The organism is Dyella sp. KRB-257, assembly GCF_049445995.1.
GTDB lineage: Bacteria > Pseudomonadota > Gammaproteobacteria > Xanthomonadales > Rhodanobacteraceae > Dyella_A.
In genome coordinates this window covers 92,776-114,657 of sequence record NZ_JBMSDZ010000003.1, presented here as the reverse complement: position 1 = coordinate 114,657, position 21,882 = coordinate 92,776, and the positions used below count along the sequence as shown (strand labels likewise).

Here is a 21,882-nt window from a genome sequence, read left to right as displayed (position 1 = left end):
TGCGACGGAGCGCACGCCCGCCGGTTCAGCGCACGTGGATCCAGTACACGCGGATGCCGTTGACGCGATCCTCCGCGCGGTTGCCCTCGCGCCCTTCCGCCACGGTGCCCCAGGTGGAGCGCAGCGTGCCGGCCCGCATGCGATCGATGCGCACCTGCTCACCCAGGGGAATGAGGAAACCCGCTTCCACCACCATCACGCCATCGCGCTCGAACACCAGCATCGCCGGCTTGCCGGTGCCGGCACCCCAGCCCACGTGCAGCTCGCACGGAACGGGCGAGAACACGCCGCGATTGTCCAGGCTCCAGCCCTCGGTCTTGCTCAGCAGCGACTGCAGCTTGGGATCGGTCCAATCCACGTTGTTGCCGGACGGTCTGCCGCGTGGTTTATCGAAATGACTCATGCCCGCCACGATCCTGCATCTCCCGTAAACTTGATGTGGTCGGGGGGCGTCGGGCATCAGCAGGATGATACGCCGGATATTCCACCACGCCGACCCCGCCGGGCAGGCGCAGCGGGACGGGACAACGATTTGGACGGATTGCCATGCCTGGCCTATCGGCCGGATGGCAGGTTCCTTTAATCGCCGCGCAATGCAGTGGCTTTCGCAAGAATTTCCGGTGCATCGAGCCGTCTGACCCACGCCAGCGATGGCGCACCGACTCGTGCCGGCGGGTCAAGGCGGCGTCTGCGATAGGGCGCCGGACAGATGCACCCCCGGCCTTGCGCCCCGCAGCCAGCGCTCGCACGGCTGCGAAAAGCCGCGCGCGAGAAGCCAGCCCAACGCCCATGACACGACCAGCGTCGGCAGATACCACCAGAGCCCCGCCTGCGGGTCGCCACCGTGTGCGCACCACAGGCGCACCGCGCCGAACACCACGAACATGTGGGTGAGGTAGATCTCGTAGCTCAGGCGCCCCCAGCTTTCGAGCCAGCCGAAGCCGCGGACGTGCCGCGAGGTGGACGACGGCGCCGCCATGCCCACCAGCAGGCAAAGCGTGGCGAGCGTGAGCATCAGCATCACCCCATCGTGCAGGGCGCGCCACAGCCACGGCGCCGTGAACAGCATCATGGCAAGCATGGCCGCTGCGCCGAAACCGCGCAGTACCCGCGCGTCACGCGCCGACGGCGGCCACGCGCGCAACCACAGCGCACCGAGCACGCCAGTGGCGATCGATCACGTAGTCCGGCACCGCCAGCGCATGCAGCAGGGCCAGCACACCCACCAGCGCCAGCAGGCACGGCAGGATGCGCGCGGCGCGGCGCCGGTAGAACGTCCCCAGATCGATGCGCGACAGGTCGCCCCAGCGATCCAGCGCGTTGCCTGCAATGAGGAAGCCGCTGATAACGAAGAACACGAATACGGCCTCGTAGCCGTTGTAGTTCAACGCATTCAACAACCGCCGCGGCAACCACTCGCCCAGCACGGTGTCACGCAGTGGCATGCGCAGGCCGATGTGGTGCAGCACCACCAGCACGATGGCCAGGCCACGCAGCCGGTCGATGCCGGGATGGCGCATGGAGCGCGGGGCAGCCGAATTCATTGGACGGGCCGCAATTCGCCTTCGTCCTTCAGGCTGAAGGGGTTGAAGTGCGTGCCCTCGTCGAAGGTGTCCACGCCTTCATGGCGCTTGAGGAAGCCCACCACGGCGTAGGTCAGCGGCGTAAACACCACCTCCACCGTCACCTTCATCAGCCAGTTGAAGGCGATCACCTTGAGGATGGTCTGGCCTTCCCAGATGCCGATGAAGGCGATCGGGTAGAAGGTGAGGCTGTCCACGCCCTGCCCGACGACCGTGGAGCCGACGGTGCGCGTCCACAGCCAGCGGCCGCGGGTGAGCAGCTTCATCCTGGCCATCACGAAGGAGTTGGCGAAGTCGCCGATCCAGTAGGCCACCAGCGAGGCCAGCGCGATCCGCCAGGTGCCGCCGAACACCACCTCCAGCGCCGGCTGCAACTGCGCGTTGAACGGCTCGGACGGGCTCGCCGGCATGCGCAGGATCACCTGGGTCATGAAGGTGGCGAACAGCATCGCGCCGAAGCCCGCCCAGATCGCGCGGCGCGCCCGCGCGTAGCCGTACACCTCGGTCAGCACGTCGCCGAAGATGTAGCTGATCGGGAAGAACAGGTTGCCCGCGCCGAAGGTGAGTGCGCCCAGCAGCGGCAGATCGAGCGTGCAGACCTTGGCCGGGCCGATCAGGTTGGAGCACAGCAGCACGGCGACCATGCCGCCGACCAGCAGGTCGTAGTAACGAAACCCGCGCAGCGGCACGGTGGGCGGTGCGGAGGCGGCCATCGGATCCCCTTGAGCTTGGCGACGGCGCAGCATACCCGGGCATCGCCTCCGCGGGGACGCCCCGCGGGCACTCGCCACGGCGGCCTCAGGGGATAACCCGCACGCCCTTCCAGAACGCGACACGGCCGGCGATCTGCTTGGCGGCGTCCTTCGGCGCAGGGTAGAACCACGCTGCGCCGGGATTCACCTTCTCGCCCACCACCACGTCGTAGTAGCTCGCGGTGCCCTTCCACGGACACACGGTATGGGCGTCGCTGTCGCGAAAGTGCTCGCGTCGCAACGCCTCGGCAGGGAAGTAGTGGTTGCCCTCGACCACCACGGTGTCGTCGCTTTCGGCGAGCACGGTGTCGTTCCAGATCGCACGCATGTCAGTCGTCTCCAAGGTCTTGTCCGGGAAACAGCACGTCGGTGAAGCCGAAGCGGCTGAAGTCGGTGATGCGCGAGGGGTACAGCCGACCGATCAGGTGATCGCACTCGTGCTGCACCACGCGGGCGTGGAAGCCCTCGGCGCGGCGGTCGATCGGCGCGCCCTGCGGGTCCACGCCCCGGTAGCGGATCAGGCTGTAGCGACTGACCGCGCCGCGCAGGCCGGGTACCGAAAGGCAACCTTCCCAGCCTTCTTCCATATCCTGGGAGAGGGGGGTGATCACCGGGTTGAGCAGGATGGTGCGCGGTACCTCCGGCGCCTCCGGATAGCGCTCGGAGTGTTCGAAGCCGAAGATCACCAGCTGCAGGTCCACGCCGATCTGTGGCGCGGCCAGGCCGACGCCGCCGGCGTCGCGCATGGTCTCGAACATGTCGGCGATCAGCGTGTCCAGCTCGGTGCTGCCGATCATCGTGTCGGGCACGGGAGGCGCCACGCGCAGCAGGCGCGGATCGCCCATCTTCAGGATCTCGTGGATCATGCTCATTCTCGGAGAGGGGGAATACGATTGGACTGCGGGTCACCCCGATGAATGCAAGGGGGCCGGGCGACCCAGCCGTTCGGCCGCCGAACACCATCTTCCGCAACAGCCATTCGACCAATGGCTAATGGGACAAAGCCCCTGCGGCCATTGACCGCTCCGGTCGCGAGGGTGACCCTTGGGCATCTTCGCCAGAGGGGGTCCGTCCATGCAAGCTACAGCCTCACCCACCACCGGGCCTGCAGGAAAATTCCTGTGGGCTCTGATTGCCGTGATCGGCGCCAGTTGCCTCGGTGTCGTGGCGCTGCGGCGCGGCGAGCCGATCAACGCGATCTGGCTGGTCGCCGCGGCGATCTCGGTCTTTGTGATCGGCTACCGCTTCTACGGCACGTTCATCAACAACAAGGTGCTCCAGCTCGATCCCAGTCGCGCCACGCCGTCGGTGCTGCGCAACGACGGCCTGGATTACGTGCCGACCGACAAATGGGTGGTGTTCGGCCATCACTTCGCCGCGATCGCCGGCGCCGGCCCGCTGGTGGGACCGGTGCTCGCCGCGCAGATGGGCTACCTGCCCGGCACGCTGTGGATCCTGTTCGGCGTGGTGTTCGCCGGCGCGGTGCAGGATTTCATGGTGCTGGGCCTGTCGCTGCGCCGCGATGGTCGCTCGCTCGGCAACATGCTGCGTGACGAGCTGGGCCCATTGCCCGGCATCGTGGCGATGATTGGCGTGCTGGTGCTGATGATGATCGTGCTGGCGGTGCTGGCGCTGGTGGTAGTCAAGGCGCTCACGCACAGCCCATGGGGTACCTTCACGGTGGCCTGCACGATCCCGATCGCGCTGCTGATGGGCGCCTACCTGCGCTGGTTTCGCCCGGGGCGCATCCTGGAAGTGTCGGTGATCGGCCTGGTGCTGCTGCTCGTGTCGATCTGGCTGGGCAAGGCGATATTCGACTCGCCGACCTGGGGTCCGATGTTCGACTTCGACGCCAGGCATCTGGCCTGGATGCTGATCGGCTACGGCTTCTTCGCCTCGGTATTGCCGGTGTGGCTGCTGCTGGCGCCGCGCGATTACCTGTCCACCTTCCTCAAGATCGGCACCATCGCGCTGCTGGCGATCGCCATCTTCATCGCCGCGCCCACGCTGCAGCTGCCGGCGGTGACCAAGTTCATCGACGGCACCGGCCCGGTATTCGCCGGCAACCTGTTCCCGTTCCTGTTCATCACTATTGCCTGCGGCGCGGTGTCGGGCTGGCACTCGATTATTGCCTCGGGCACCACGCCCAAGCTGCTGGCCAATGAAGGCCAAGCGCAGATGGTCGGCTACGGCGGCATGCTGATGGAGGCCTTCGTGGCGATCATGGCGCTGGTGGCCGCCGCCTCGCTGCACCCGGGCGTGTACTTCGCCATGAACTCGCCGGCCGCCCTGCTGGGCACCACCGCGGAAAGCGCGGCGCAGGCGGTGAGCCAGATGGGCTTCGTGGTAACGCCTGACCAGCTGCTGCAGACGGCCAAGGATATCGGCGAGAACTCGATCCTCAGCCGCGCCGGCGGCGCGCCCACACTGGCCGTAGGCATGGCCCAGCTGCTGCACGGGATCATGCCGGGCGAGAGCATGATGGCGTTCTGGTACCACTACGCGATCCTGTTCGAAGCGCTGTTCATTCTGACCACGGTCGATGCCGGCACCCGCGTGGGCCGCTTCATGATCCAGGAGATCGCCGGCCTCATTCATAAGCCGCTGCAGCACACCGAATCGTGGACCGGCAACTTGCTGGCGACGGTCCTGTGCGTGGCCTTGTGGGGCTACTTCCTCTACCAGGGCGCGGTCGACCCGCTGGGCGGCATCAACACGCTGTGGCCGCTGTTCGGCATCGCCAACCAGATGCTCGCCGCGATCGCCCTGATGCTGTGCACCGTGGTGGTGGTGAAGCTCAAGCGCGAGCGCTACATGTGGGCGCCAGGCATTCCGGCGCTGTGGCTGATCGTGTGCACGCTGACCGCGGGTTACGAGAAGCTGGTCGGCCCGATCAGCTTCACCGCGGCGGCCAACAAGTACGCCCAGGGCATTGCCGACGGCAAGCTGATGGCCCCGGCCAAGTCCGCCGCGGAGATGCAGCGCATCGTCACCAACAACTACGTGGACATGGTGCTCACCGGGCTGTTCATGGCACTGGTGGTGGCCATGGCGCTGTTTGTGCTCAATGCCATCAGCAAGGCGCTCAAGGCCAACCGCCCCACTGCCCACGAGGAGCCTTACGTGGCATTGAGCAGCGTGGCGCAATCGTGAGCATGACCAACGCCCCACGCCAGGTACGCGCTCCGTTGCCGGCCGCGGCGCGGGCGGTGTGGAAGTGGGCGGTGCAGACGGCGCGGCTATGCTGCGGTGTGCCGGACTACGACGTCTATGTGGCGCATCTGAAGCGTGCTCACCCCAACCGCCGGATTCCCTCCTACGAGGAGTTCTTCCGTGAGCGACAGGAGGCGCGCTACAAAGGCACCGGCGGCCGCTGCTGCTGAAGGCGCTTGATTCTCCACTGGGCCACGCCGGCAACGGCGTGGCCTTTTTCTTGGCGCACGTACCGGGCGCTGCGACCATTCGCGGATGGCACCGTCACACGCGGTCCGCGACAATGCTTGATTACCCGGCCACTCCCCGACATGACCGATCACCCGCGTCACCGACAAGCCGACGACGACACGCCCGAAGCACAACACCGCTTCGGGCTGCGCCTGATCGCGCTGTACAAGATGGTGCAGGCGCTTGGATTGCTGCTTGCCGCCGCGGCCGCTTTCCATCTCGAGCGCCAGCGCAACGTCGATCGGCTGATCGACTGGCTGGAACACCTCTCGCTCAGTGGCACCGGCGCCCTGCGCCGGCATGTGGTCGATGCGCTGGCCGGGCTGGGGCCGCAGCGCTTCGTGGTGATCGGCCTGATCGCCATCGCCTACATGGCGCTGTTCATCACCGAAGGAGTCGGCCTGTGGCTGCGCAGGCACTGGGCCGAATGGTTCACCGTCATCGCCACCGGCTCGCTGATTCCGCTGGAAGCCTACGAGCTGATCGAGCACGCCAGCTGGCTCAAGCTCGGCATCCTGGTCGGCAACGTGGTGATCGTGGTCTACCTGGCGCGCATTGCGATGCAGCCGCATCGCAGACGCTGAGCCGCAGGCCGCACCCGCTCACGAGCCGCGGGCCGCTCGCCACGCGCGGGCGAAAAAAAAACCGCCGGGGGAAACAACCCGGCAGTTCGTCGATGGTGGGCCGTCCGAGACTCGAACTCGGGACCAATAGATTAAAAGTCTACTGCTCTACCAACTGAGCTAACGGCCCGCGTGACGCGGCTGCGTTTGCAAACGCAAGCCGGCAATTTTAGGGAGCTTGCGCCACCGGCACAAGCAAGAACGCTCAGGCGTAGCGGGTGGGGTCGGGCAGGCCGGCCTCGCGGAACCCCTGCGCGCGCAGGCGACAGGCATCGCAATGACCGCAGGCACGTCCCTGCGCATCGGCCTGGTAGCAGCTGACGGTGGCGGAGAAATCGACCCCCAGCCGCCCGCCCTCGCGGACAATGTCGGCCTTGCTCATGCGCATCAGCGGCGCATGGATGCGCAGCCCCTGCCCTTCCACGCCGGCCCTGGTCGCTACGTTGGCCAACTGCTTGAAGGCGTCGATGAAGGCGGGACGGCAATCGGGGTAGCCGGAGTAATCCACCGCGTTGACGCCGCACCAGATGTCGCGGCTGCCGAGCACCTCGGCCCAGCCGAGCGCGATCGACAACATGATGGTGTTGCGGGCGGGCACATAGGTGACCGGAATGCCGGCGCTCTCGGTGTCCAGCGGCACGTCGATGTCGGCGGTGAGCGCCGAGCCGCCGATGCTGCGCAGGTCCACCTGCACGATCTTGTGCTCCACCGCACCGAGCATGCGCGCCACGTGTGCCGACGCCTCCAGCTCGGAGCCGTGGCGCTGGCCGTAGGCGACGCTCAGCGCGTGCACCCGGAAGCCCTGCTCGCGCGCGATCGCGATGGTGACGGCGGAATCCATGCCGCCGGAGACGAGCACGACAGCCCTGGGGGGAGAGGTTTCGGACATGGGTCTTCATCCATAACGATGCGGCCGGTCACCGGCCGGGAAGCGCACGCGGCGACACAGGCCGGCACGCACAAACAGGGGTGACACGCACCTCGTCTTACCTTCCGGGGGCGTCGTTCCACAGCAGCTTGTGCAGTTGCAGCTGGAAGCGCACCGGCAGCCGGTCGGCGATGATCCATTCGGCCAGGTCGCGCGGCTGCACCGCGCCATGCACGGGCGAAAACAGCACCATGCAGCGGCGGTCGATAGCGTGCTCGACCAGCGTACTGCGCGCCCACTCGTAGTCGGCCCGGCTGGCGATGACGATCTTCACCTGGTCGTGCGGCAACAGGTGGTCGAGGTTGGTCCACAGGTTGCGGGCGCTCTCGCCGGAATCGGGCGCCTTGAGGTCCACCACCTTGCGCACGCGCGGGTCGACCGGGGCCACGTCGAGCGCGCCGGAGGTTTCCAGCGACACGTCATAGCCAGCGTCGCACAGGCGCGTCAGCAGGGTCAGGCAGCGCTTCTGCGCCAGCGGCTCGCCGCCGGTGACGCAGACATGGCGCACCTCGTGCCGGGCGACCTCGGCGAGGATGTCGTCGACCGCCCGCCAGCCGCCGCCGTGGAAGGAATACTCGGTATCGCACCACACGCAGCGCAGCGGGCAGCCGGTAAGCCGGATGAACACGGTGCGCCAGCCGATCGCATCGGCCTCGCCCTGGATGGAGTGGAAGATCTCGGTGATGCGCAGCCGCTCGGCTGCCACCCCGGCCGGGTGGATCCCGGCCACGCCGGTGTCGATGCCACTCACCGCGGCGGCCTCAGTTGGTCGACTGCAGCTGGATCCGGTTCAGGCGCTCCTGCGCCAGGCTGGCCGCCTTGGAGCCGGGATACTTGCGGATCACGTCCTGCAGCGTGGCCCGCGCCTGGTCGATCTGCTTCAGCTCGAACTGGGTGTAACCCACCTTGAGCAGCGCATCGGGGGCCTTGTCGCTCTGCGGAAACTGGCTGAGCAGGCGCTGGAACGCCTCCAGCGCAACCGCGTAATTGGTGGTCACGTAGTACGACTCGCCCAGCCAGTACCAGGCATTGGGCGCGAGCGAGCTGTCCGGATGCTGCTGGATGAAATCGCGAAAGCCGCGCGAGGCATTGGCGTAATCGCCGGCGCGCAACGCCTTGAATGCGGTGTCGTAGGCTGCCTGCTCGTCCGCGCCGGCGGGGGCGGGGCTACCCTGGGGCGCGCTGGCGCTGCTGGCGGATGACGCCGGCGTGGAAGCCGCCGGACTGCCGGTGGCGTTGGCAGCCGGCGCGCCGGTGGACGCCGCCGCTGCCGGGGTTCCCGCAGCAGATGCGCCCTCGAGGCGACCGATGCGTGAATCCAGATCGATGTATTGGGCCTTGTTCTTGTCGTCGAGCTGCTGCAGCTGGTGCTGCAGTTCCTCGATCTGGCCCTGCAGTTGCTGCACCTGCGACTGCAGCTGCTGCATCTGGTTGACCATGCCGATGCCGCCCTTGTCCTGGTTCTGCGCCTGCTGTTCGAGGCGCGCGACGCGCTCGGCCAGGCTGAGGCGCGAATCCTGCGCGGACGCGGGAAAGGCCACCAGCATGGCGGACGCGATCGCGCCCGCCATGCGGATGCTGGCTGCATGACGAGTAGCCAGACGGATCATCATTACTTCGCCGTGTAGACGATCTCGACGCGGCGGTTCTTGCTCCAGCAATCCTCGTTGTGCTCACGGCACACCGGCTTTTCCTTGCCGTAGGAGATCACTTCGAGCTGGCCAGCCGAACCACCGGCCGCCTGCAGGGCGTCGGAGACGGCATTGCCACGACGCTCGCCCAGGCCGAGGTTGTACTCACGCGTGCCGCGCTCGTCGGTGTTGCCCTCGAGACGGACGTGGGCTTCCGGTCGATCCTGCAGGTACTTGGCGTGGCACGCCACGATCTGCTGGAACTCCGGCTTGATCTCGGTCTTGTCGAAATCGAAATACACGACGCGCTGGCGCAGGCAGGCATCGGTGTCCAGATCGGCCGGCGTGTACTTGCCGTCGTTCTGGGCCGGCTGGGTGACGGGGGCCGGCTCCGGCTGCGGGGCAGGCGGCTGTTTCACTTCCTGCTTCTTGGAGCAGGCGGCCGCGCCAACGCAAAGCAGGGCGACCAGGGCGACGCGAACGGTCTTATTCATGGTGACGTTCCTTCAAACGGGTTTGAGTTCCGACAGTCAATGACGATTGCGGTTACGGGACAGCATGCGCCGGTGGTCCGGCTGTTCTTTTGACTTCAAGAAGTCGGCATGGCGGGTTGCCTCGCCATCGACTGACGAGCCGCGGTCGACCACCCCGCGACTCTTGACCGAAAGGACGCCCGAAGGCGCCTCGCGGACCCACTCCGTGGGATGCCGGGCCGGCGATGAGTTGCCGCCCCGGGGAATTTCAACGCTGTCGGAACGGTCCCCAGCTGGGCTCGCGGACATCGCCATCGGAAAGCACGAGGCGCTGCCGGACCAAGCCATCGGCCGACACGGCGTAAAGCACGCCGCGACGACCTTCGGTAGCGGCGTACATGAGCATGCTGGCATTCGGGGCAAAGCTGGGCGATTCGTCGATGGGACCCGGAGACAGAAACCGCACCTGTCCGCCCAGACTGTTGTCCATGACAGCAATACGATACACGTTACCGTTGCCCTGCACCATGGCGATCTGCTTGCCGTCGTAGCTCACGTCAGCCTCGGCATTGTTCTGCCCCTGGAAGCTCACGCGCTCCGGGACGCCACCGGTGGATGGCATCTTGTAGATCTGCGGCCGACCGGAGCGGTCGGAGGTGAAATAGATGCTCTGCCCGTCCGGCGACCAGTCCGGCTCGGTGTCGATCGACAGGTTGTTGGTCAGCCGGGTTTCCTTCCGCGTGGCCAGGTCGAGCACGAAGATTTCCGGATTGCCCACGTAGGACAGGGACACGGCCAGCTTGCTGCCGTCCGGCGACCAGGCCGGGGCACCGTTGATGCCACGGCTGTGCGCCTCCACCAGTTGCCGCGCGCCGGTGGTGATGTCCTGCACGTAGATGTTGGAATTGCCGCTTTCGAAGGAGACGTAGGCGATCTTGCGGCCGTCCGGCGACCAGGCCGGCGACAGCAGCGACTCGCGCGAGCGCGCGACCACCTGCGGGTTGTAGCCGTCCGAATCGGCCACGATCAGCGAATAGGTGGTGTTGTTGCCCAGGCCGACCGCCGTGATGTACGCGATGCGGGTCCAGAAGGCACCGCGCACGCCGGTGATCTTTTCGTAGATCTGGTCGGCGATCTGGTGTGCCACCCCGCGCAGGTCGCCGGCCGGAGCGGTAAGCGACTGCGCCAGCAGGCTCTGCTGCTTGTTCACGTCCCACAGCTCGTAGTCGACCTTGAGCATGCCGCCGCCAGCGTCGCTGATGCGGCCCACGGTGATGTAGTCCTGCTTGAGCAGACGCCAGGTCGGGAACTTGATCTCCGAGCCCCTGGACGGAAACTCGACGATCTCGCTCTTGGCCAGCGAGCGGAACTTGCCGGAGCGGTTGAAATCGTTGCGCATCACGTCGGCGATATCGGTCGGCAGCGGCGCACCGCCGTCCTGGGCGAAGGTCACCACGGCGATCGGGATCGCCGTCTTGACGCCACCGACGATGTCGACATTGAGCGACTGTGCCCCGACGGGCGAGGCGCGGAACGTGCCGAACAGCAGGAAGGCCAGGACCAGCAGCAGATGGGGTTTACGCATGGGCTTGATCATTGCGGCCTGAAGGTGAAGGTGAGATCGCGCCGGAACACGCTTTCGAAACCCTTGTAGGGCAACGGCTGCGCCCGCAGCACCGCATTTTCGACCGAGCGGCGCCCGGCATCGTCATACGGACAGCTGCTGTCGACCCGCGCGCTCATCACCTCGCCGCCGGGCAACTGGGTGATGTGCACGACGCACGGCAAAGCCGGCATGTTATCCGGGCGCAGCCAGTTCTGTGTGACCGCGTTCTGAATCGCCGCCTGATACTTGGCCAGCAGGCTGTCGTCCTGGCCGTTGGTGCCGGTCTGGCGCTGGTCGGCCGCAGGAAGATCGGCAGAGCCGTCGTTCCTGGCGTTCTTGAGGTCCGCCAGCTGCTTTTCCGCCTCCCGCTTCTTGCGGTCGGCGTTGCGGGTGGCCGCGGAGGCCTGGTCCAGCTTGGCAAACAGCTGGTCGATCTTCTTCTTTTCCTCTTCCTTTTTCCTGGCCGCCTGGGCGTCCAGTTCGGCCTGGCGCTGGCGCTGCTTCTCTTCCTGCTCGCGCTTGGCGTCCTCGGCCTTCTGCAGCGCCTCGGCGACCACCTTCTCCTGGTCGACCACGTCCGGGTGCTCCGGCGGCGGTGGCAGCGTCTTGACCTGTGGCGCCTGTACCGTCGGGGTGGGCGGCGGCACGGCTGGGGGGGGTGGCTGCGAATCAGGTACCGGACGCGCCTTGGTGGGCTTGGGTGGCGGCGCGCCGGTGGGGCCGATCAGCACCGCCTCGATCGGCTGGCCCGGGAGCTCCAGCGGTTTGGCACAGGCGATCGGGTTCCACCCGGCCGGCAGGTGCAGCAGCTCGAACCACTTCTCGTAGGCCGAGCACGGCAGGATCGCCAGGTAGAGAAATGCCAGGATGCCCAGGTGCAGGACGGCCGCCAGCACCACGGCCATGGGCGTGCGCTTACTTTCGTCCATCGGACGCGCTCGTCCCCTGTGACGGCTGGCTCATCAGGCCGACCTTGGCCACGCCGGCCTGCTGCAGGTCGGCCAGCACTCGATAGACGCCGTCGTACTTGCCGTCACGGTCGCCGGCCACCAGCACGCTGATGTCCGGATTGGCCTTCACGAAGGCGCCGACCTTGACCTTGAGCCCCTCCTCGTCGATCGGTTCCTTCCTGGCGTTGCCGAGGGTGAGGAACAGGCTGCCGTCGGAGCCCACCGACACGATCACCGGATCCTTCTTGTCCTTCAGCGCGCGGGCGTTGGCCTGGGGCAGGTTCACGTCGACGTTCGCATTGAGCATCGGCGTGGTGACCATGAAGATGATCAGCAGCACGAGCATCACGTCGATGTAGGGCACGACGTTGATCTCGGACTTGAGCTTGTGCCGCTTGCGGTGACTGGGACGCATGGTGGCAGGCCTCAGCGGACGTCGTCGGACTGGATCTGCCGCTGCAGCACCGAGGAGAACTCCTCCTGGAACACCTCGTAGCGCGAGGCGATGCGCTCGACCCGGTTGGCGTAGCGGTTGTAGGCCCACACCGCCGGGATCGCGGCGAACAGGCCCATGGCGGTGGCGATCAGCGCCTCGGAAATGTGCGGCGCCACCGCGGCGATGGTCACGTCCTTCATCTCGCCCAGGCCCTGGAACGCGCCCATGATGCCCCACACCGTGCCAAACAGGCCGACGTAGGGGCTGATCGAACCGACGTTGGCGAGGAACTCCAGGTTGCGCTCCAGCAGCCCGATCTCGCGGGTGCCGGCCACGCGCATGGCGCGCTCGGAGCTCTCCATCACCACGCGCATGTCGCTGAGCTTGCGTTGGCGCTGGCGGGCGAACTCGCGGAAGCCGGACGCGAAGATGGTTTCCATGCCGCTGTTCTCGGCGCCCCCGTTGCTCACCTCGCGGAACAACTGGGCCAGATCGCCGCCGGACCAGAAGCGCTCCTCGAACGCCTCGACGCTCTCCATCGCCGCCTTCATCTGCGAGTACTTGCGGATGATGATGACCCACGACATGAAGGAGAACACCAGCAGCACGAGCATCACCAGCTGCACGGGCAGGCTCGCTTCCGCGATCAGCTTGAAAACGTTCAGTCCACCATTCATGGCTTGGGAATTCTCCGCGGGAATAAGGTCAGGGGGTGAGACCGGGAATGGCGTCGTCGGGTATCCGCACCGGCACCATGCGCTCGACGTCGACGCACGCCACGCGCACCTGGGCCTGGATGAGCCCGGTACCGTCGCGGCGCTGGATGGTCTGGCCGAAAAGGATACTGGCAGCGCGACGTTCTTTGACTTCGACCGTCACGAGCAGTTCATCGTCCAGCAGGGCGGCCTTGAGGAAATCGATGTGCATCGAGCGCACCAGGAAGGCCAGCCCGGTACGCGCCTTGAACGCCGACTGCTCCACGCCCAGGCTGCGCAGCCACTCGCTGCGGGCACGCTCCATGAAACGCAGGTAGCTGGCGTGGTAGACCACGCCGCCGGCATCGGTGTCTTCCCAGTAGACGCGCACGGGCCAGTGGAACGGTGGCATGGTCGTGATCTCCTGCGACGGATGAGGTGGCGCAGCCGCCGGGCAATGCCGGTTCCGCTGGCCGATCAGGGCTCGCCCGGCCCGGCGGCGAACAGGTCCGGCGCCAGCGCCTGGCGCGGCGGCGGGCTGAGTCCGAGGTGGCGCCAGCCCTTGGCGCTGACCATGCGGCCACGCGCCGTGCGCACCAGGTAGCCCTGCTGGATCAGGTACGGCTCGACCACGTCCTCCAGCGTGCCGCGGTCCTCGCTGAGCGCGGCGGCCAGCGACTCCACACCCACCGGGCCGCCGTCGAAGTTCTCCACGATCAGCGCGAGCAGGCGGCGATCCAGTTCGTCGAAGCCCTGCGGGTCGACCTTCAGCATGCCCAGCGCGGCCTGTGCCGCCGCCAGCGTGATGGCGCCCTCGGCGCGCACCTCGGCGTAGTCGCGCACGCGGCGCAGCAAGCGGTTGGCGATGCGCGGGGTACCGCGGGCGCGCCGTGCAATTTCCTGCGCCCCCTCCAGCTCGCAGGCGATGCCGAGGATCTTCGCCGCGCGACGGACGATCTCGGTCAGTTCGTCGGCAGAGTAGAACTCCAGCCGCTGCACGATGCCGAAGCGGTCGCGCAAGGGGGCCGTAAGCATCCCGGCCCGTGTGGTGGCGCCGATCAGGGTGAACGGCGGCAGGTCCAGCTTGATCGAACGGGCGGCCGGTCCCTCGCCGATCATGATGTCGATCTGGAAGTCCTCCATCGCCGGATACAGCACCTCCTCGACCACCGGCGACAGGCGATGGATCTCGTCGACGAAGAGCACGTCGTGCGGTTCGAGGTTGGTCAGCAGCGCGGCCAGGTCGCCGGCGCGCTCCAGCACCGGGCCGGAGGTGGAGCGCACGTTGACGCCCAGCTCGTTGGCGATGACATGGCTGAGCGTGGTCTTGCCCAGCCCGGGCGGCCCGAAGATCAGCACGTGGTCCAGCGCCCCGCCGCGCTTCCTGGCCGCCTCGATGTAGATCGACAGCTGCTCGCGCACCGCCTGCTGGCCGAGGTATTCAGCCAGCCGCCGGGGCCGGATGGTGGCTTCCAGCGCGTTGTCGTCGAGCTGGGCGGCGGCGGTGATGATGCGGTCGGTCATGCCGGCATTATGGCAGGCCGCGGCACACCCGTAGGAGCGCACCCTGTGCGCGAATGCTCTTGGCTTTGCTGTCGATCAGGAGCAAGAGCATTCGCGCACAGGGTGCGCCCCTACCACCGCGATCGCGCCGGCCCAGGCCGGCCTCTCAGATCTCCACCTGCGCGCCCAGCTCAATCAGCCGGTTGCCGGGGATCTGGAAGAACGCGGTGGCCGGCAGCGCGTTGCGCGCCATGAAGACGAACAGCTTGTCGCGCCACAGCGCCATGCCCGGCCGATGCACATCGGCCACGATGTTCTCGCGCGACAGGAAGAACGTGGTGTCCATCAGGTCGAACGGCAGGCCGCTGCGCGAGCACTGCGCCAGCGCCAGCGGGATGTTCGGGTCCTCGGCGAAACCGAAGCGCAGGGTGAGGCTGTAGAAGCCACCGCCCAGTTCTTCCAGCTGGATGCGTTCCTCCGCCTCGGCCACCGGGGTCTCCAGCGTCTCGGCAGTGAGCAGCACGTTGCGCTCGTGCAGCACCTTGTTGTGCTTGAGGTTGTGCAGCAGCGCGTGCGGCACCGCCTCCTGATTGGCGGTGAGGAACACCGCCGTGCCCGGCACGCGCAGCGGCGGATGCTCGGCGATGTTGGCGATGAACGGCTTCAGCGCCAGGCCGCCCTGCTTGATCTCGCGCACCACCAGGTCGCGGCCACGGCGCCAGGTGGTCATCACCACGAACATGATCAGGCCGAGCACCAGCGGGAACCAGCCGCCCTGCAGGATCTTCAGCGTGTTCGCGCCGAAGTAGCTCAGGTCGATCACCAGCAGCATGACGGCGACAACGATCACCGCGGCGCGGCTCCACTTCCACATGCGCCGCGCCACGATCATCACCAGCACGGTATCGATCGCCATGGTGCCGGTCACCGCGATGCCGTAGGCGCCGGCCAGCGCGTTGGACGAGCCGAAGCTCACCACCGTGGCGATCACCGCCACCATTAGCGCGCGGTTCACCCACGGCAGGAAGATCTGTCCGATCGCCTCGCGCGAGGTGTGCACCACCTGCATGCGCGGCACGAAGCCGAGCTGGATCGCCTGCCGCGTCACGGTGAACGCGCCGGAGATCACCGCCTGCGAGGCGATCACCGTGGAGGCCGTCGCCAGCGCGATCATCGGATAGAGCGCCCAGTCCGGCACGGAGTGATAGAACGGGTTGTCGATCGCGGTCGGGTCGACCAGCAGCAGGCCGCCCTGGCCGTAATAGTTGAGCAGCAGCGCCGGCATCACGAAGAAGAACCAGGCCGCCCGGATCGGAAAGCGGCCGAAGTGGCCCATGTCGGTGTACAGCGCCTCGGCGCCGGTCACACACAGCACCACCGAGCCCAGCGCCAGCGCCGAGGCCGCGCCGTGAGTCATGAAGAACTGCACCGCGTACCAGGGATTGAGCGCATACAGCACGCCCGGCGCCTGAATGATGTTCCACACGCCGATCACGCCCAGGCTGAGGAACCACAGCACCATGATCGGGCCGAATACCGCGCCGACCCTGGCCGTGCCGTGGCGCTGCAGCCAGAACAGGCCCAGCAGCACCGCCACAGTGATCGGCACCACCCAGTGCGCCAGCGCCGGCGCCGCCACCTCCAGGCCCTCCACCGCCGACAGCACCGAAATCGACGGCGTGATCACGCCGTCGCCGAAGAACAGCGCCGCACCGAGCAGCGCCATCAGCACCACCAGCTTGCGCATGCGGGTGGACTGGCCCACCGCGCGCTGGGCCAGCGTCATCAAGGCCATGATGCCGCCCTCGCCCTTGTTGTCGGCGCGCATCACCAGGCTCACGTACTTCACCGCCACCACCATGATCAGCGACCAGGTGATCAGCGAGAGGATGCCCAGCACCGTTGCCGGGCGCGGATGCAGGCCGTGCTCGGGCAGGAAGGTCTCGTGCATGGTGTACAGCGGGCTGGTGCCGATGTCGCCGAACACCACGCCGATGGCGCCGAGGATCAGCGTCGAGCGGCTGCCGTGGGTGGCGTCGGTGTCGCCGCCGGCGGTCGATGGCGAAGTTTGCGTCGGTTGGTTCATGGCGTTCCCCACTGCCCTAGCCGCCGAGCGCGGCGCGCAGTGCCTTGCGAATGATGGCCTCGGCGCTGTCGCCGTCGGCGGCGACCTTCTGCACCAGGCGCGTGACTTCGGCCGGCTTGTAGCCGAGCTGCTGCAGTGCCACCGTCGCCTCGCCGGGCGCGTCGAGCGGCCCGGCCGCGCTCGCCGGCATGCCGGGCAGGCTCACCGTGAGCCCGCCCACGCGGTCGCGCAGCTCCACCACGATGCGCTCCGCGGTCTTCTTGCCGATGCCGGGAATCCTGGTGAGCGCCACCACGTCGCCGGCATGCACCAGCCGCGCGAAGTCGCTGGTGGACACGCCCGACAGTACCGCCAGCGCGATCTTCGCGCCGATGCCGCTGACCTTGAGCAGGTTGCGGAACAGCGTGCGCTCGGCGTCGTGCATGAAGCCGTACAGCGCCACGCTGTCTTCCTTCACCGCGTGGTGAGTGAGCAGGATCACCTCCTTGCCGATGGCCGGCAGGTCGTAGATGGTCGACATCGGCGCTTCCAGCTCGTAGCCCACGCCACCGACGTCGATCAGCAGCCACGGCGGCTGCCTGGAAACGAGCGTGCCGCGCAGGCGACCGATCATCGCCCGCGCCTCCACGCCGTGCGCGGAATGCCGACGCGGGCCAGGCTGGCGCGCGTGTGCGCGTGGGTGACGGCGACCGCCAGCGCGTCGGCCGCATCGGCCTGCAGCGGCCCCTTCAGGCCGAGCAGGATGCCGATCATGTGCTGTACCTGGGTCTTGTCGCCGCGGCCGCTGCCGACCACCGACTGCTTCACTTCGGTTGCTGCGTACTCGTGCACCGCGATCCCCTGACTGACCACCGCACAGATCGCGGCGCCCCTGGCCTGCCCCAGCTTCAGCGCGGAATCGGGATTGCGCGCCATGAACACGCGCTCGATCGCGCACTCGGCCGGTTGATGGGCGGCGATGATGTCACACAGGCCGTCGAAGATGCATTTCAGCCGCAGCGGGAAGGTGGCCTCGCCGGCCACGGCCAGCGCGCCGTGGAACACATGCGACAACCGGCCCTGCCCGTCGACATCGATGATGCCCACGCCGGTGCGCTGGCTGCCGGGGTCGATGCCGAGGATGCGGGTGGCACGGGACTCGGAACCCGGGACTCGGGACACGGCAGAGCCGCCCTTTGAGAAAGCGGGAGCGCATGAGGCCAGTGGAACCGATGACTTCGGTGCTGCCGAGGGAACGCCTTTCCGAGTCCCGAGTCCCGAGTCCCGCGTCCCGGCCTTCACGGCAACACAGCGTTGTGGTAGACCTCGCTGACGTCGTCGAGTGCGTCGAGACGCTCGAGCAGATCCTGCAGCGTTTCCTGCGCCTCCTCGGGCACCGCCACGCGGTTGTTCGGGCGCATCACCACGCCGGCATGCGACGACTCCAGCCCCGCGGCGATCAGCGCCTGCTGCACGGCCTCGAAATGCTCCGGCGCGCACAGCACGATGCTCTCGCCGTGCTCGTTGAGCACGTCGTCGGCACCGGCCTCGAGCGCGGCCTCCAGCACTTTTTCCTCGGCCGCTTCGTCACCGCCGGTGGCGAACACGATCTCGCCGCAGCGGGTGAACTGGAACACCACCGAGCCGCTGGTGCCGAGGTTGCCGCCATGGCGGGTGAGCGCATGGCGCACGTCGGCCACGGTGCGGGTGGGGTTGTCGGTGAAGCACTCGATGATCAGTGCGATGCCGGCCGGGCCATAGCCCTCGTAGCGCAGATCTTCCATGTTGGCGCCGCCGTCGGCGCCGGAGCCGCGCTTGATCGCGCGCTCGATGGTGTCCTTGGACATGTTGGCCGCCAGCGCCTTGTCCACCGCCGCGCGCAGGCGCGGATTGCCGGCCGGATCGGCCACGCCGGCGCGGGTGGCCACGGTGATCTCGCGGATGAGCTTGGTGAACACCTTGGCGCGCCTGGCGTCTTCGGCGTTCTTGCGACCTTCGATGGACGGGCCTCTACCCATGGCGCTGCACAACTCGATCTGGTGATGAAGCGCGGAATTTTACTCCATACGCCACGCAGCGGTGGCCCCTGTTCTCAGCCTGCGGCGGGTGGCTCGCCGGCCACGGCATCGGCAAAGCGGCCCTCGCGCAGGAAGCGCGCGGTGAGCCGCGCCACCTCGGCGGAAAACAGCAATCCCGTGTGGCTGGCATCGACCACGCAATGGTCGGCCAGCCCGGGCAGCCGCGTCTCGGACACTGCCACGGTGCCGTCGTGCTCGCCCTCGATGTGGGCCAGCACGGCGCCCAGGCCGATCGGCGAGCGGCCGGCGATCACGCCGACCTGACGCGGGCCGTCCCAGCGCTCGAAGCCCTTTTCGAGCAGGTCGCGGTTGTGGCCGAGCAGCGCCTCGCCGCTGCGGCCGAGCCCGGAAAACTCGCGCGCCGCGGCGCTGCCGCGCAGGGGCGCGCCCAGACACACCACGCGACCGGGCGGCAGGTCCACGGCGCCGTGGCATACCTGCAGTGCCAGCAGCCCCCCCAGGCTATGCCCCACCAGATGCACCGCGCTGCCGGACTCGGCCAGCTCGACCATCCGCCCGTGCAGCCGCTCCAGGATGCGCTCCTGCGTGTTGGCCACGCTGAGGTAGTCGAACCGATGGACGCGGAACCCGGCCTCCATCATCCGCCGGTGCAGCATAGCCAGCGCGAAACCGCGCATCCACAGGCCATGCAGCAGGATGACGTGCTCGATCATCGCGCCGACATCTGCGGCTCAACATGGCGACGCATCCGCGCATGGCGCGCCAACCATGACGTCGACCGCATCGGCGACATCAACCGTGCCCGGCCGGCTCCGGCGCCGCCACGGCCACGTGCAGTTCCTTGAGCTGGCTCGCGGCCACCGGCGAGGGCGCGTCGGTCATCAGGTCCTGCGCACTGGTGGTCTTGGGGAAGGCGATCACGTCGCGGATCGACTCGGTACCGGCCATCAGCGCGGCGATGCGGTCGATGCCGAACGCCAGGCCGCCGTGCGGCGGCGCTCCGAACTTCAGCGCCTTGAGCAGGAAGCCGAACTTGGCCTCGGCCTCGTCCGCGCCGATGCCGAGCAGCTCGAACACCGCGCTCTGCATCTCCGGGCGGTGGATGCGGATCGAGCCGCCGCCGATCTCGTTGCCGTTGAGCACCATGTCGTAGCCGCGGCTCACCGCGATCGCCGCATTCGCCTTGAGGTCGGCGATGTCGTCGACCTTGGGCGCGGTGAACGGGTGATGCAGCGCGACGAAGCGCTTTTCTTCCTCGTCGTATTCGAACATCGGGAAGTCGGTGACCCACAGCGGCTTCCAGCTGTTCTCGACCAGGCCGCGGTCCTTGCCGACCTTCAGGCGCAGCGCACCCATGAAGTCGGTGACCGTCTTCCACTTGCCGGCGCCGACGAACACGATGTCGCCGGTCTGCGCGCCGGTGGCCTGCAGCACGCCGTCCAGCGCCGCGTCGTCGAGGAACTTCGCCACCGGCGAATTGATACCCTCGCGCCCCTTGGCCAGGTCTTCGACCTTGAGCCAGGCCAGTCCCTTGGCGCCGTAGCGTCCGACATACTCGGTCAGCGTGTCGATCTCCTTGCGCGACAACGTGGCGGCCCCGGGCACGCGCAGCGCGGCGACGCGACCGGCCACGTCATTGGCCGGTTCGGCAAACACCTTGAACTCGACGTGCTTGAGCACGTCGGCCACGTCGACCAGTTCCAGCGCGATGCGCAGGTCCGGCTTGTCCGAGCCGAAGCGGCGCATCGCATCGATCCAGGTCATGCGCGGGAAGGCGGCGTCCAGCTCCACGCCCTGCACCTCGCGGAACACGTGGCGGACGAGTTCCTCCACGAAGTCCTGCACGTCCCGCTCTTCGACGAAGGCGAACTCCAGGTCGAGCTGGGTGAATTCCGGCTGCCGGTCGGCGCGCAGGTCCTCGTCGCGGAAGCAGCGGGCGATCTGGTAGTAGCGGTCGAAGCCGGCCATCATCAGGATCTGCTTGAACAGCTGCGGCGACTGCGGCAACGCATAGAACTGGCCCGGATGCACGCGGCTGGGCACCAGGTAGTCGCGCGCGCCCTCCGGTGTGGCCTTGGTCAGGATCGGCGTCTCGATGTCCTGGAAGCCGCGCTCGTCGAGGTAGCGGCGCAGCGCCTGCACCAGCTTGATGCGCTTGCGCATCATCGCCTGCATCTCGGGCCGGCGCAGGTCGAGGTAGCGGTAGGTCATCCGCAGGTCCTCGTTCGGGTTCTCGTGCAGCGCGAAGGGCAGGTCCTTCGCCGCGTTGAGGATCTCGACCTTCTCGGCCAGCAGCTCGACCGTGCCGGTCTTGAGCTTGTCGTTCACCGAGAGCCGCGCGCGGATCGTGCCGGTCACGCGCAGGCAGTACTCATAACCGACATCGCCAGCCACGGCGAAGGCATCGGCGTTCTCGCGCTCCGCCACCACCTGGGCCAGCCCCTCGTGATCGCGCAGGTCGATGAAGGCGACGTGGGACTGGAGGCGGGCCTTGTTGACCCAGCCGCACAGGGTGACGGTCTGGCCGACCAGGGACTCGTCGATGAGTCCGCAGTAATGCGTGCGCATGCGCTTGGAACTCCGGGCCGCGGCGGCGGCGTGGGGCGGGGAAAAGGCCGCCGATGGTATCACCGCAGGCGCTGGCGGGAGGCCTTGCGCATGGATGTTTTACGCATGGATGGCATCGGCGCAGTTCTCTGCGTGGTTCGTTCAGCCGGCGCTGGCGGCGGACGCCGCGGCAGGGGCGGGTGCCGGCGCTGCCGCGGGGGTGGCCGGTGCCGGCGCAGCCGCGGTGTCGCCGGCCAGATTGCGCTTCTTCTCGCCGTCCTTCTTGAAGTCGGTCTCATACCAGCCGCTGCCGGCAAGCCGGAATGACGGTGCGGTCACCTGCCGCTGCACCTGCTCGGCGTTGCAGACCGGGCAGAGGGTGGGGTCGGCGTCGGACAGCTTCTGCAAACGATCGAAGCGGTGGCCGCAGGCCTGACAGGCGAAGGCGTAGATGGGCATGGGCAAACTCCGGGAGAAATCGGGCAGGCGCCGACTATGGCGCCTGCCCGAAACATTTCAAGCATCCGGCCGATGGCCGGCATACGTTCGTATCACATTTTACTAACGTCTGGTTGACACAGGCCCGTCGCCTGCCTAGTTTGCGATT

Annotated in this window: 26 protein-coding genes and 1 tRNA gene; 3 read left to right on the top strand and 24 right to left on the bottom strand. The window is 67.5% G+C overall.

The window, feature by feature from the left end; genetic code table 11:
- Positions 1-25: 25 nt before the first annotated feature.
- The 6 genes from ACO2Q2_RS03290 to def all read right to left on the bottom strand — a co-directional run bounded on the left by ACO2Q2_RS03290 (position 26) and on the right by def (position 3,201).
- Complete coding sequence (locus tag ACO2Q2_RS03290) at positions 26-403, bottom strand: hypothetical protein (protein WP_423254343.1); 378 nt, start codon at positions 401-403, stop codon at positions 26-28.
- 273 nt (positions 404-676) lie between these two features.
- The gene (locus ACO2Q2_RS03285) at positions 677-1,162 is read right to left on the bottom strand and encodes an acyltransferase family protein (protein ID WP_423254342.1); all 486 of its coding nucleotides are present in this window, start codon (positions 1,160-1,162) and stop codon (positions 677-679) included.
- Positions 1,116-1,544, bottom strand: a complete 429-nt coding sequence (locus tag ACO2Q2_RS03280; protein ID WP_423254341.1) for an acyltransferase family protein — start codon at positions 1,542-1,544, stop codon at positions 1,116-1,118. The genes ACO2Q2_RS03285 and ACO2Q2_RS03280 overlap by 47 nt, the downstream gene beginning before the upstream one ends.
- Positions 1,541-2,296 (bottom strand): queuosine precursor transporter, encoded by a 756-nt coding sequence (locus tag ACO2Q2_RS03275; RefSeq protein WP_423254340.1) that lies wholly within the window; start codon positions 2,294-2,296, stop codon positions 1,541-1,543. The genes ACO2Q2_RS03280 and ACO2Q2_RS03275 overlap by 4 nt, the downstream gene beginning before the upstream one ends.
- Before the next feature lie 85 nt (positions 2,297-2,381).
- Complete coding sequence (locus ACO2Q2_RS03270; RefSeq protein WP_423254339.1) at positions 2,382-2,663, bottom strand: DUF427 domain-containing protein; 282 nt, start codon at positions 2,661-2,663, stop codon at positions 2,382-2,384.
- A gap of 1 nt (position 2,664) precedes the next feature.
- Positions 2,665-3,201, bottom strand: coding sequence for a peptide deformylase (gene def, locus ACO2Q2_RS03265; RefSeq protein ID WP_423254338.1), 537 nt, complete (start codon positions 3,199-3,201; stop codon positions 2,665-2,667).
- Between the two features lie 208 nt (positions 3,202-3,409).
- Here def and ACO2Q2_RS03260 point away from each other — a divergent pair, with 208 nt between their 5' ends.
- The 3 genes from ACO2Q2_RS03260 (at position 3,410) to ACO2Q2_RS03250 (ending at position 6,363) form a co-directional block, all read left to right on the top strand.
- A complete protein-coding gene (locus ACO2Q2_RS03260) occupies positions 3,410-5,488 on the top strand; it encodes a carbon starvation CstA family protein (protein ID WP_423254337.1) in 2,079 nt (692 codons plus the stop codon).
- Positions 5,489-5,490: 2 nt separating this feature from the next.
- On the top strand, positions 5,491-5,718 hold the full coding sequence (locus ACO2Q2_RS03255; RefSeq protein WP_423254336.1) for a YbdD/YjiX family protein: 228 nt from the start codon (positions 5,491-5,493) through the stop codon (positions 5,716-5,718).
- A gap of 141 nt (positions 5,719-5,859) precedes the next feature.
- On the top strand, positions 5,860-6,363 hold the full coding sequence (locus ACO2Q2_RS03250; protein WP_423254335.1) for a DUF2127 domain-containing protein: 504 nt from the start codon (positions 5,860-5,862) through the stop codon (positions 6,361-6,363).
- 93 nt (positions 6,364-6,456) lie between these two features.
- On the opposite strand, the gene ACO2Q2_RS03245 is transcribed toward ACO2Q2_RS03250, so the two are convergent.
- From ACO2Q2_RS03245 to ACO2Q2_RS03160, 18 genes are all read right to left on the bottom strand, one after another.
- Positions 6,457-6,532: transfer RNA gene (locus tag ACO2Q2_RS03245), tRNA-Lys, on the bottom strand.
- A 75-nt stretch (positions 6,533-6,607) separates the two neighbouring features.
- On the bottom strand, positions 6,608-7,291 hold the full coding sequence (gene queC, locus ACO2Q2_RS03240) for a 7-cyano-7-deazaguanine synthase QueC (RefSeq protein ID WP_423254334.1): 684 nt from the start codon (positions 7,289-7,291) through the stop codon (positions 6,608-6,610).
- Positions 7,292-7,388: 97 nt separating this feature from the next.
- Entirely contained in the window at positions 7,389-8,072 is a 684-nt protein-coding gene (gene queE, locus ACO2Q2_RS03235; protein WP_423254466.1) for a 7-carboxy-7-deazaguanine synthase QueE, read from the bottom strand.
- Positions 8,073-8,091: 19 nt separating this feature from the next.
- The gene (gene ybgF / locus ACO2Q2_RS03230) at positions 8,092-8,943 is read right to left on the bottom strand and encodes a tol-pal system protein YbgF (RefSeq protein WP_423254333.1); all 852 of its coding nucleotides are present in this window, start codon (positions 8,941-8,943) and stop codon (positions 8,092-8,094) included.
- Positions 8,943-9,455, bottom strand: a complete 513-nt coding sequence (gene pal / locus ACO2Q2_RS03225; protein WP_423254332.1) for a peptidoglycan-associated lipoprotein Pal — start codon at positions 9,453-9,455, stop codon at positions 8,943-8,945. The genes ybgF and pal overlap by 1 nt, the downstream gene beginning before the upstream one ends.
- A gap of 247 nt (positions 9,456-9,702) precedes the next feature.
- Complete coding sequence (gene tolB, locus ACO2Q2_RS03220; RefSeq protein WP_423254331.1) at positions 9,703-11,031, bottom strand: Tol-Pal system beta propeller repeat protein TolB; 1,329 nt, start codon at positions 11,029-11,031, stop codon at positions 9,703-9,705.
- The gene (gene tolA, locus ACO2Q2_RS03215) at positions 11,028-11,969 is read right to left on the bottom strand and encodes a cell envelope integrity protein TolA (protein ID WP_423254330.1); all 942 of its coding nucleotides are present in this window, start codon (positions 11,967-11,969) and stop codon (positions 11,028-11,030) included. Before tolA ends, tolB begins: the two co-directional genes overlap by 4 nt.
- Entirely contained in the window at positions 11,956-12,405 is a 450-nt protein-coding gene (gene tolR, locus ACO2Q2_RS03210; RefSeq protein WP_423254329.1) for a protein TolR, read from the bottom strand. The genes tolA and tolR overlap by 14 nt, the downstream gene beginning before the upstream one ends.
- An 11-nt stretch (positions 12,406-12,416) precedes the next feature.
- Complete coding sequence (gene tolQ, locus ACO2Q2_RS03205; protein ID WP_423254328.1) at positions 12,417-13,103, bottom strand: protein TolQ; 687 nt, start codon at positions 13,101-13,103, stop codon at positions 12,417-12,419.
- A gap of 28 nt (positions 13,104-13,131) precedes the next feature.
- Positions 13,132-13,533: a tol-pal system-associated acyl-CoA thioesterase gene (gene ybgC, locus ACO2Q2_RS03200; protein ID WP_423254327.1), complete on the bottom strand. Its 402-nt coding sequence runs from the start codon at positions 13,531-13,533 to the stop codon at positions 13,132-13,134.
- A gap of 65 nt (positions 13,534-13,598) precedes the next feature.
- Positions 13,599-14,645, bottom strand: coding sequence for a Holliday junction branch migration DNA helicase RuvB (ruvB, locus tag ACO2Q2_RS03195; protein ID WP_423254326.1), 1,047 nt, complete (start codon positions 14,643-14,645; stop codon positions 13,599-13,601).
- Positions 14,646-14,790: 145 nt separating this feature from the next.
- A complete protein-coding gene (locus ACO2Q2_RS03190) occupies positions 14,791-16,710 on the bottom strand; it encodes a potassium transporter Kup (RefSeq protein ID WP_423254325.1) in 1,920 nt (639 codons plus the stop codon).
- A gap of 16 nt (positions 16,711-16,726) precedes the next feature.
- Positions 16,727-17,323 (bottom strand): Holliday junction branch migration protein RuvA, encoded by a 597-nt coding sequence (ruvA, locus tag ACO2Q2_RS03185; RefSeq protein WP_423254324.1) that lies wholly within the window; start codon positions 17,321-17,323, stop codon positions 16,727-16,729.
- Positions 17,320-17,871 (bottom strand): crossover junction endodeoxyribonuclease RuvC, encoded by a 552-nt coding sequence (gene ruvC / locus ACO2Q2_RS03180; RefSeq protein ID WP_423254323.1) that lies wholly within the window; start codon positions 17,869-17,871, stop codon positions 17,320-17,322. Before ruvC ends, ruvA begins: the two co-directional genes overlap by 4 nt.
- A gap of 116 nt (positions 17,872-17,987) precedes the next feature.
- Entirely contained in the window at positions 17,988-18,707 is a 720-nt protein-coding gene (locus ACO2Q2_RS03175) for a YebC/PmpR family DNA-binding transcriptional regulator (RefSeq protein ID WP_423254322.1), read from the bottom strand.
- Between the two features lie 74 nt (positions 18,708-18,781).
- The gene (locus tag ACO2Q2_RS03170; protein WP_423254321.1) at positions 18,782-19,441 is read right to left on the bottom strand and encodes an esterase/lipase family protein; all 660 of its coding nucleotides are present in this window, start codon (positions 19,439-19,441) and stop codon (positions 18,782-18,784) included.
- Between the two features lie 79 nt (positions 19,442-19,520).
- Positions 19,521-21,296 carry an aspartate--tRNA ligase gene (gene aspS / locus ACO2Q2_RS03165; RefSeq protein WP_423254320.1) on the bottom strand — a complete coding sequence of 592 codons (1,776 nt, stop codon included), beginning with the start codon at positions 21,294-21,296 and terminating at the stop codon, positions 19,521-19,523.
- Positions 21,297-21,437: 141 nt separating this feature from the next.
- On the bottom strand, positions 21,438-21,734 hold the full coding sequence (locus ACO2Q2_RS03160; RefSeq protein ID WP_423254319.1) for an FmdB family zinc ribbon protein: 297 nt from the start codon (positions 21,732-21,734) through the stop codon (positions 21,438-21,440).
- Between the last annotated feature and the right edge of the window lie 148 nt (positions 21,735-21,882).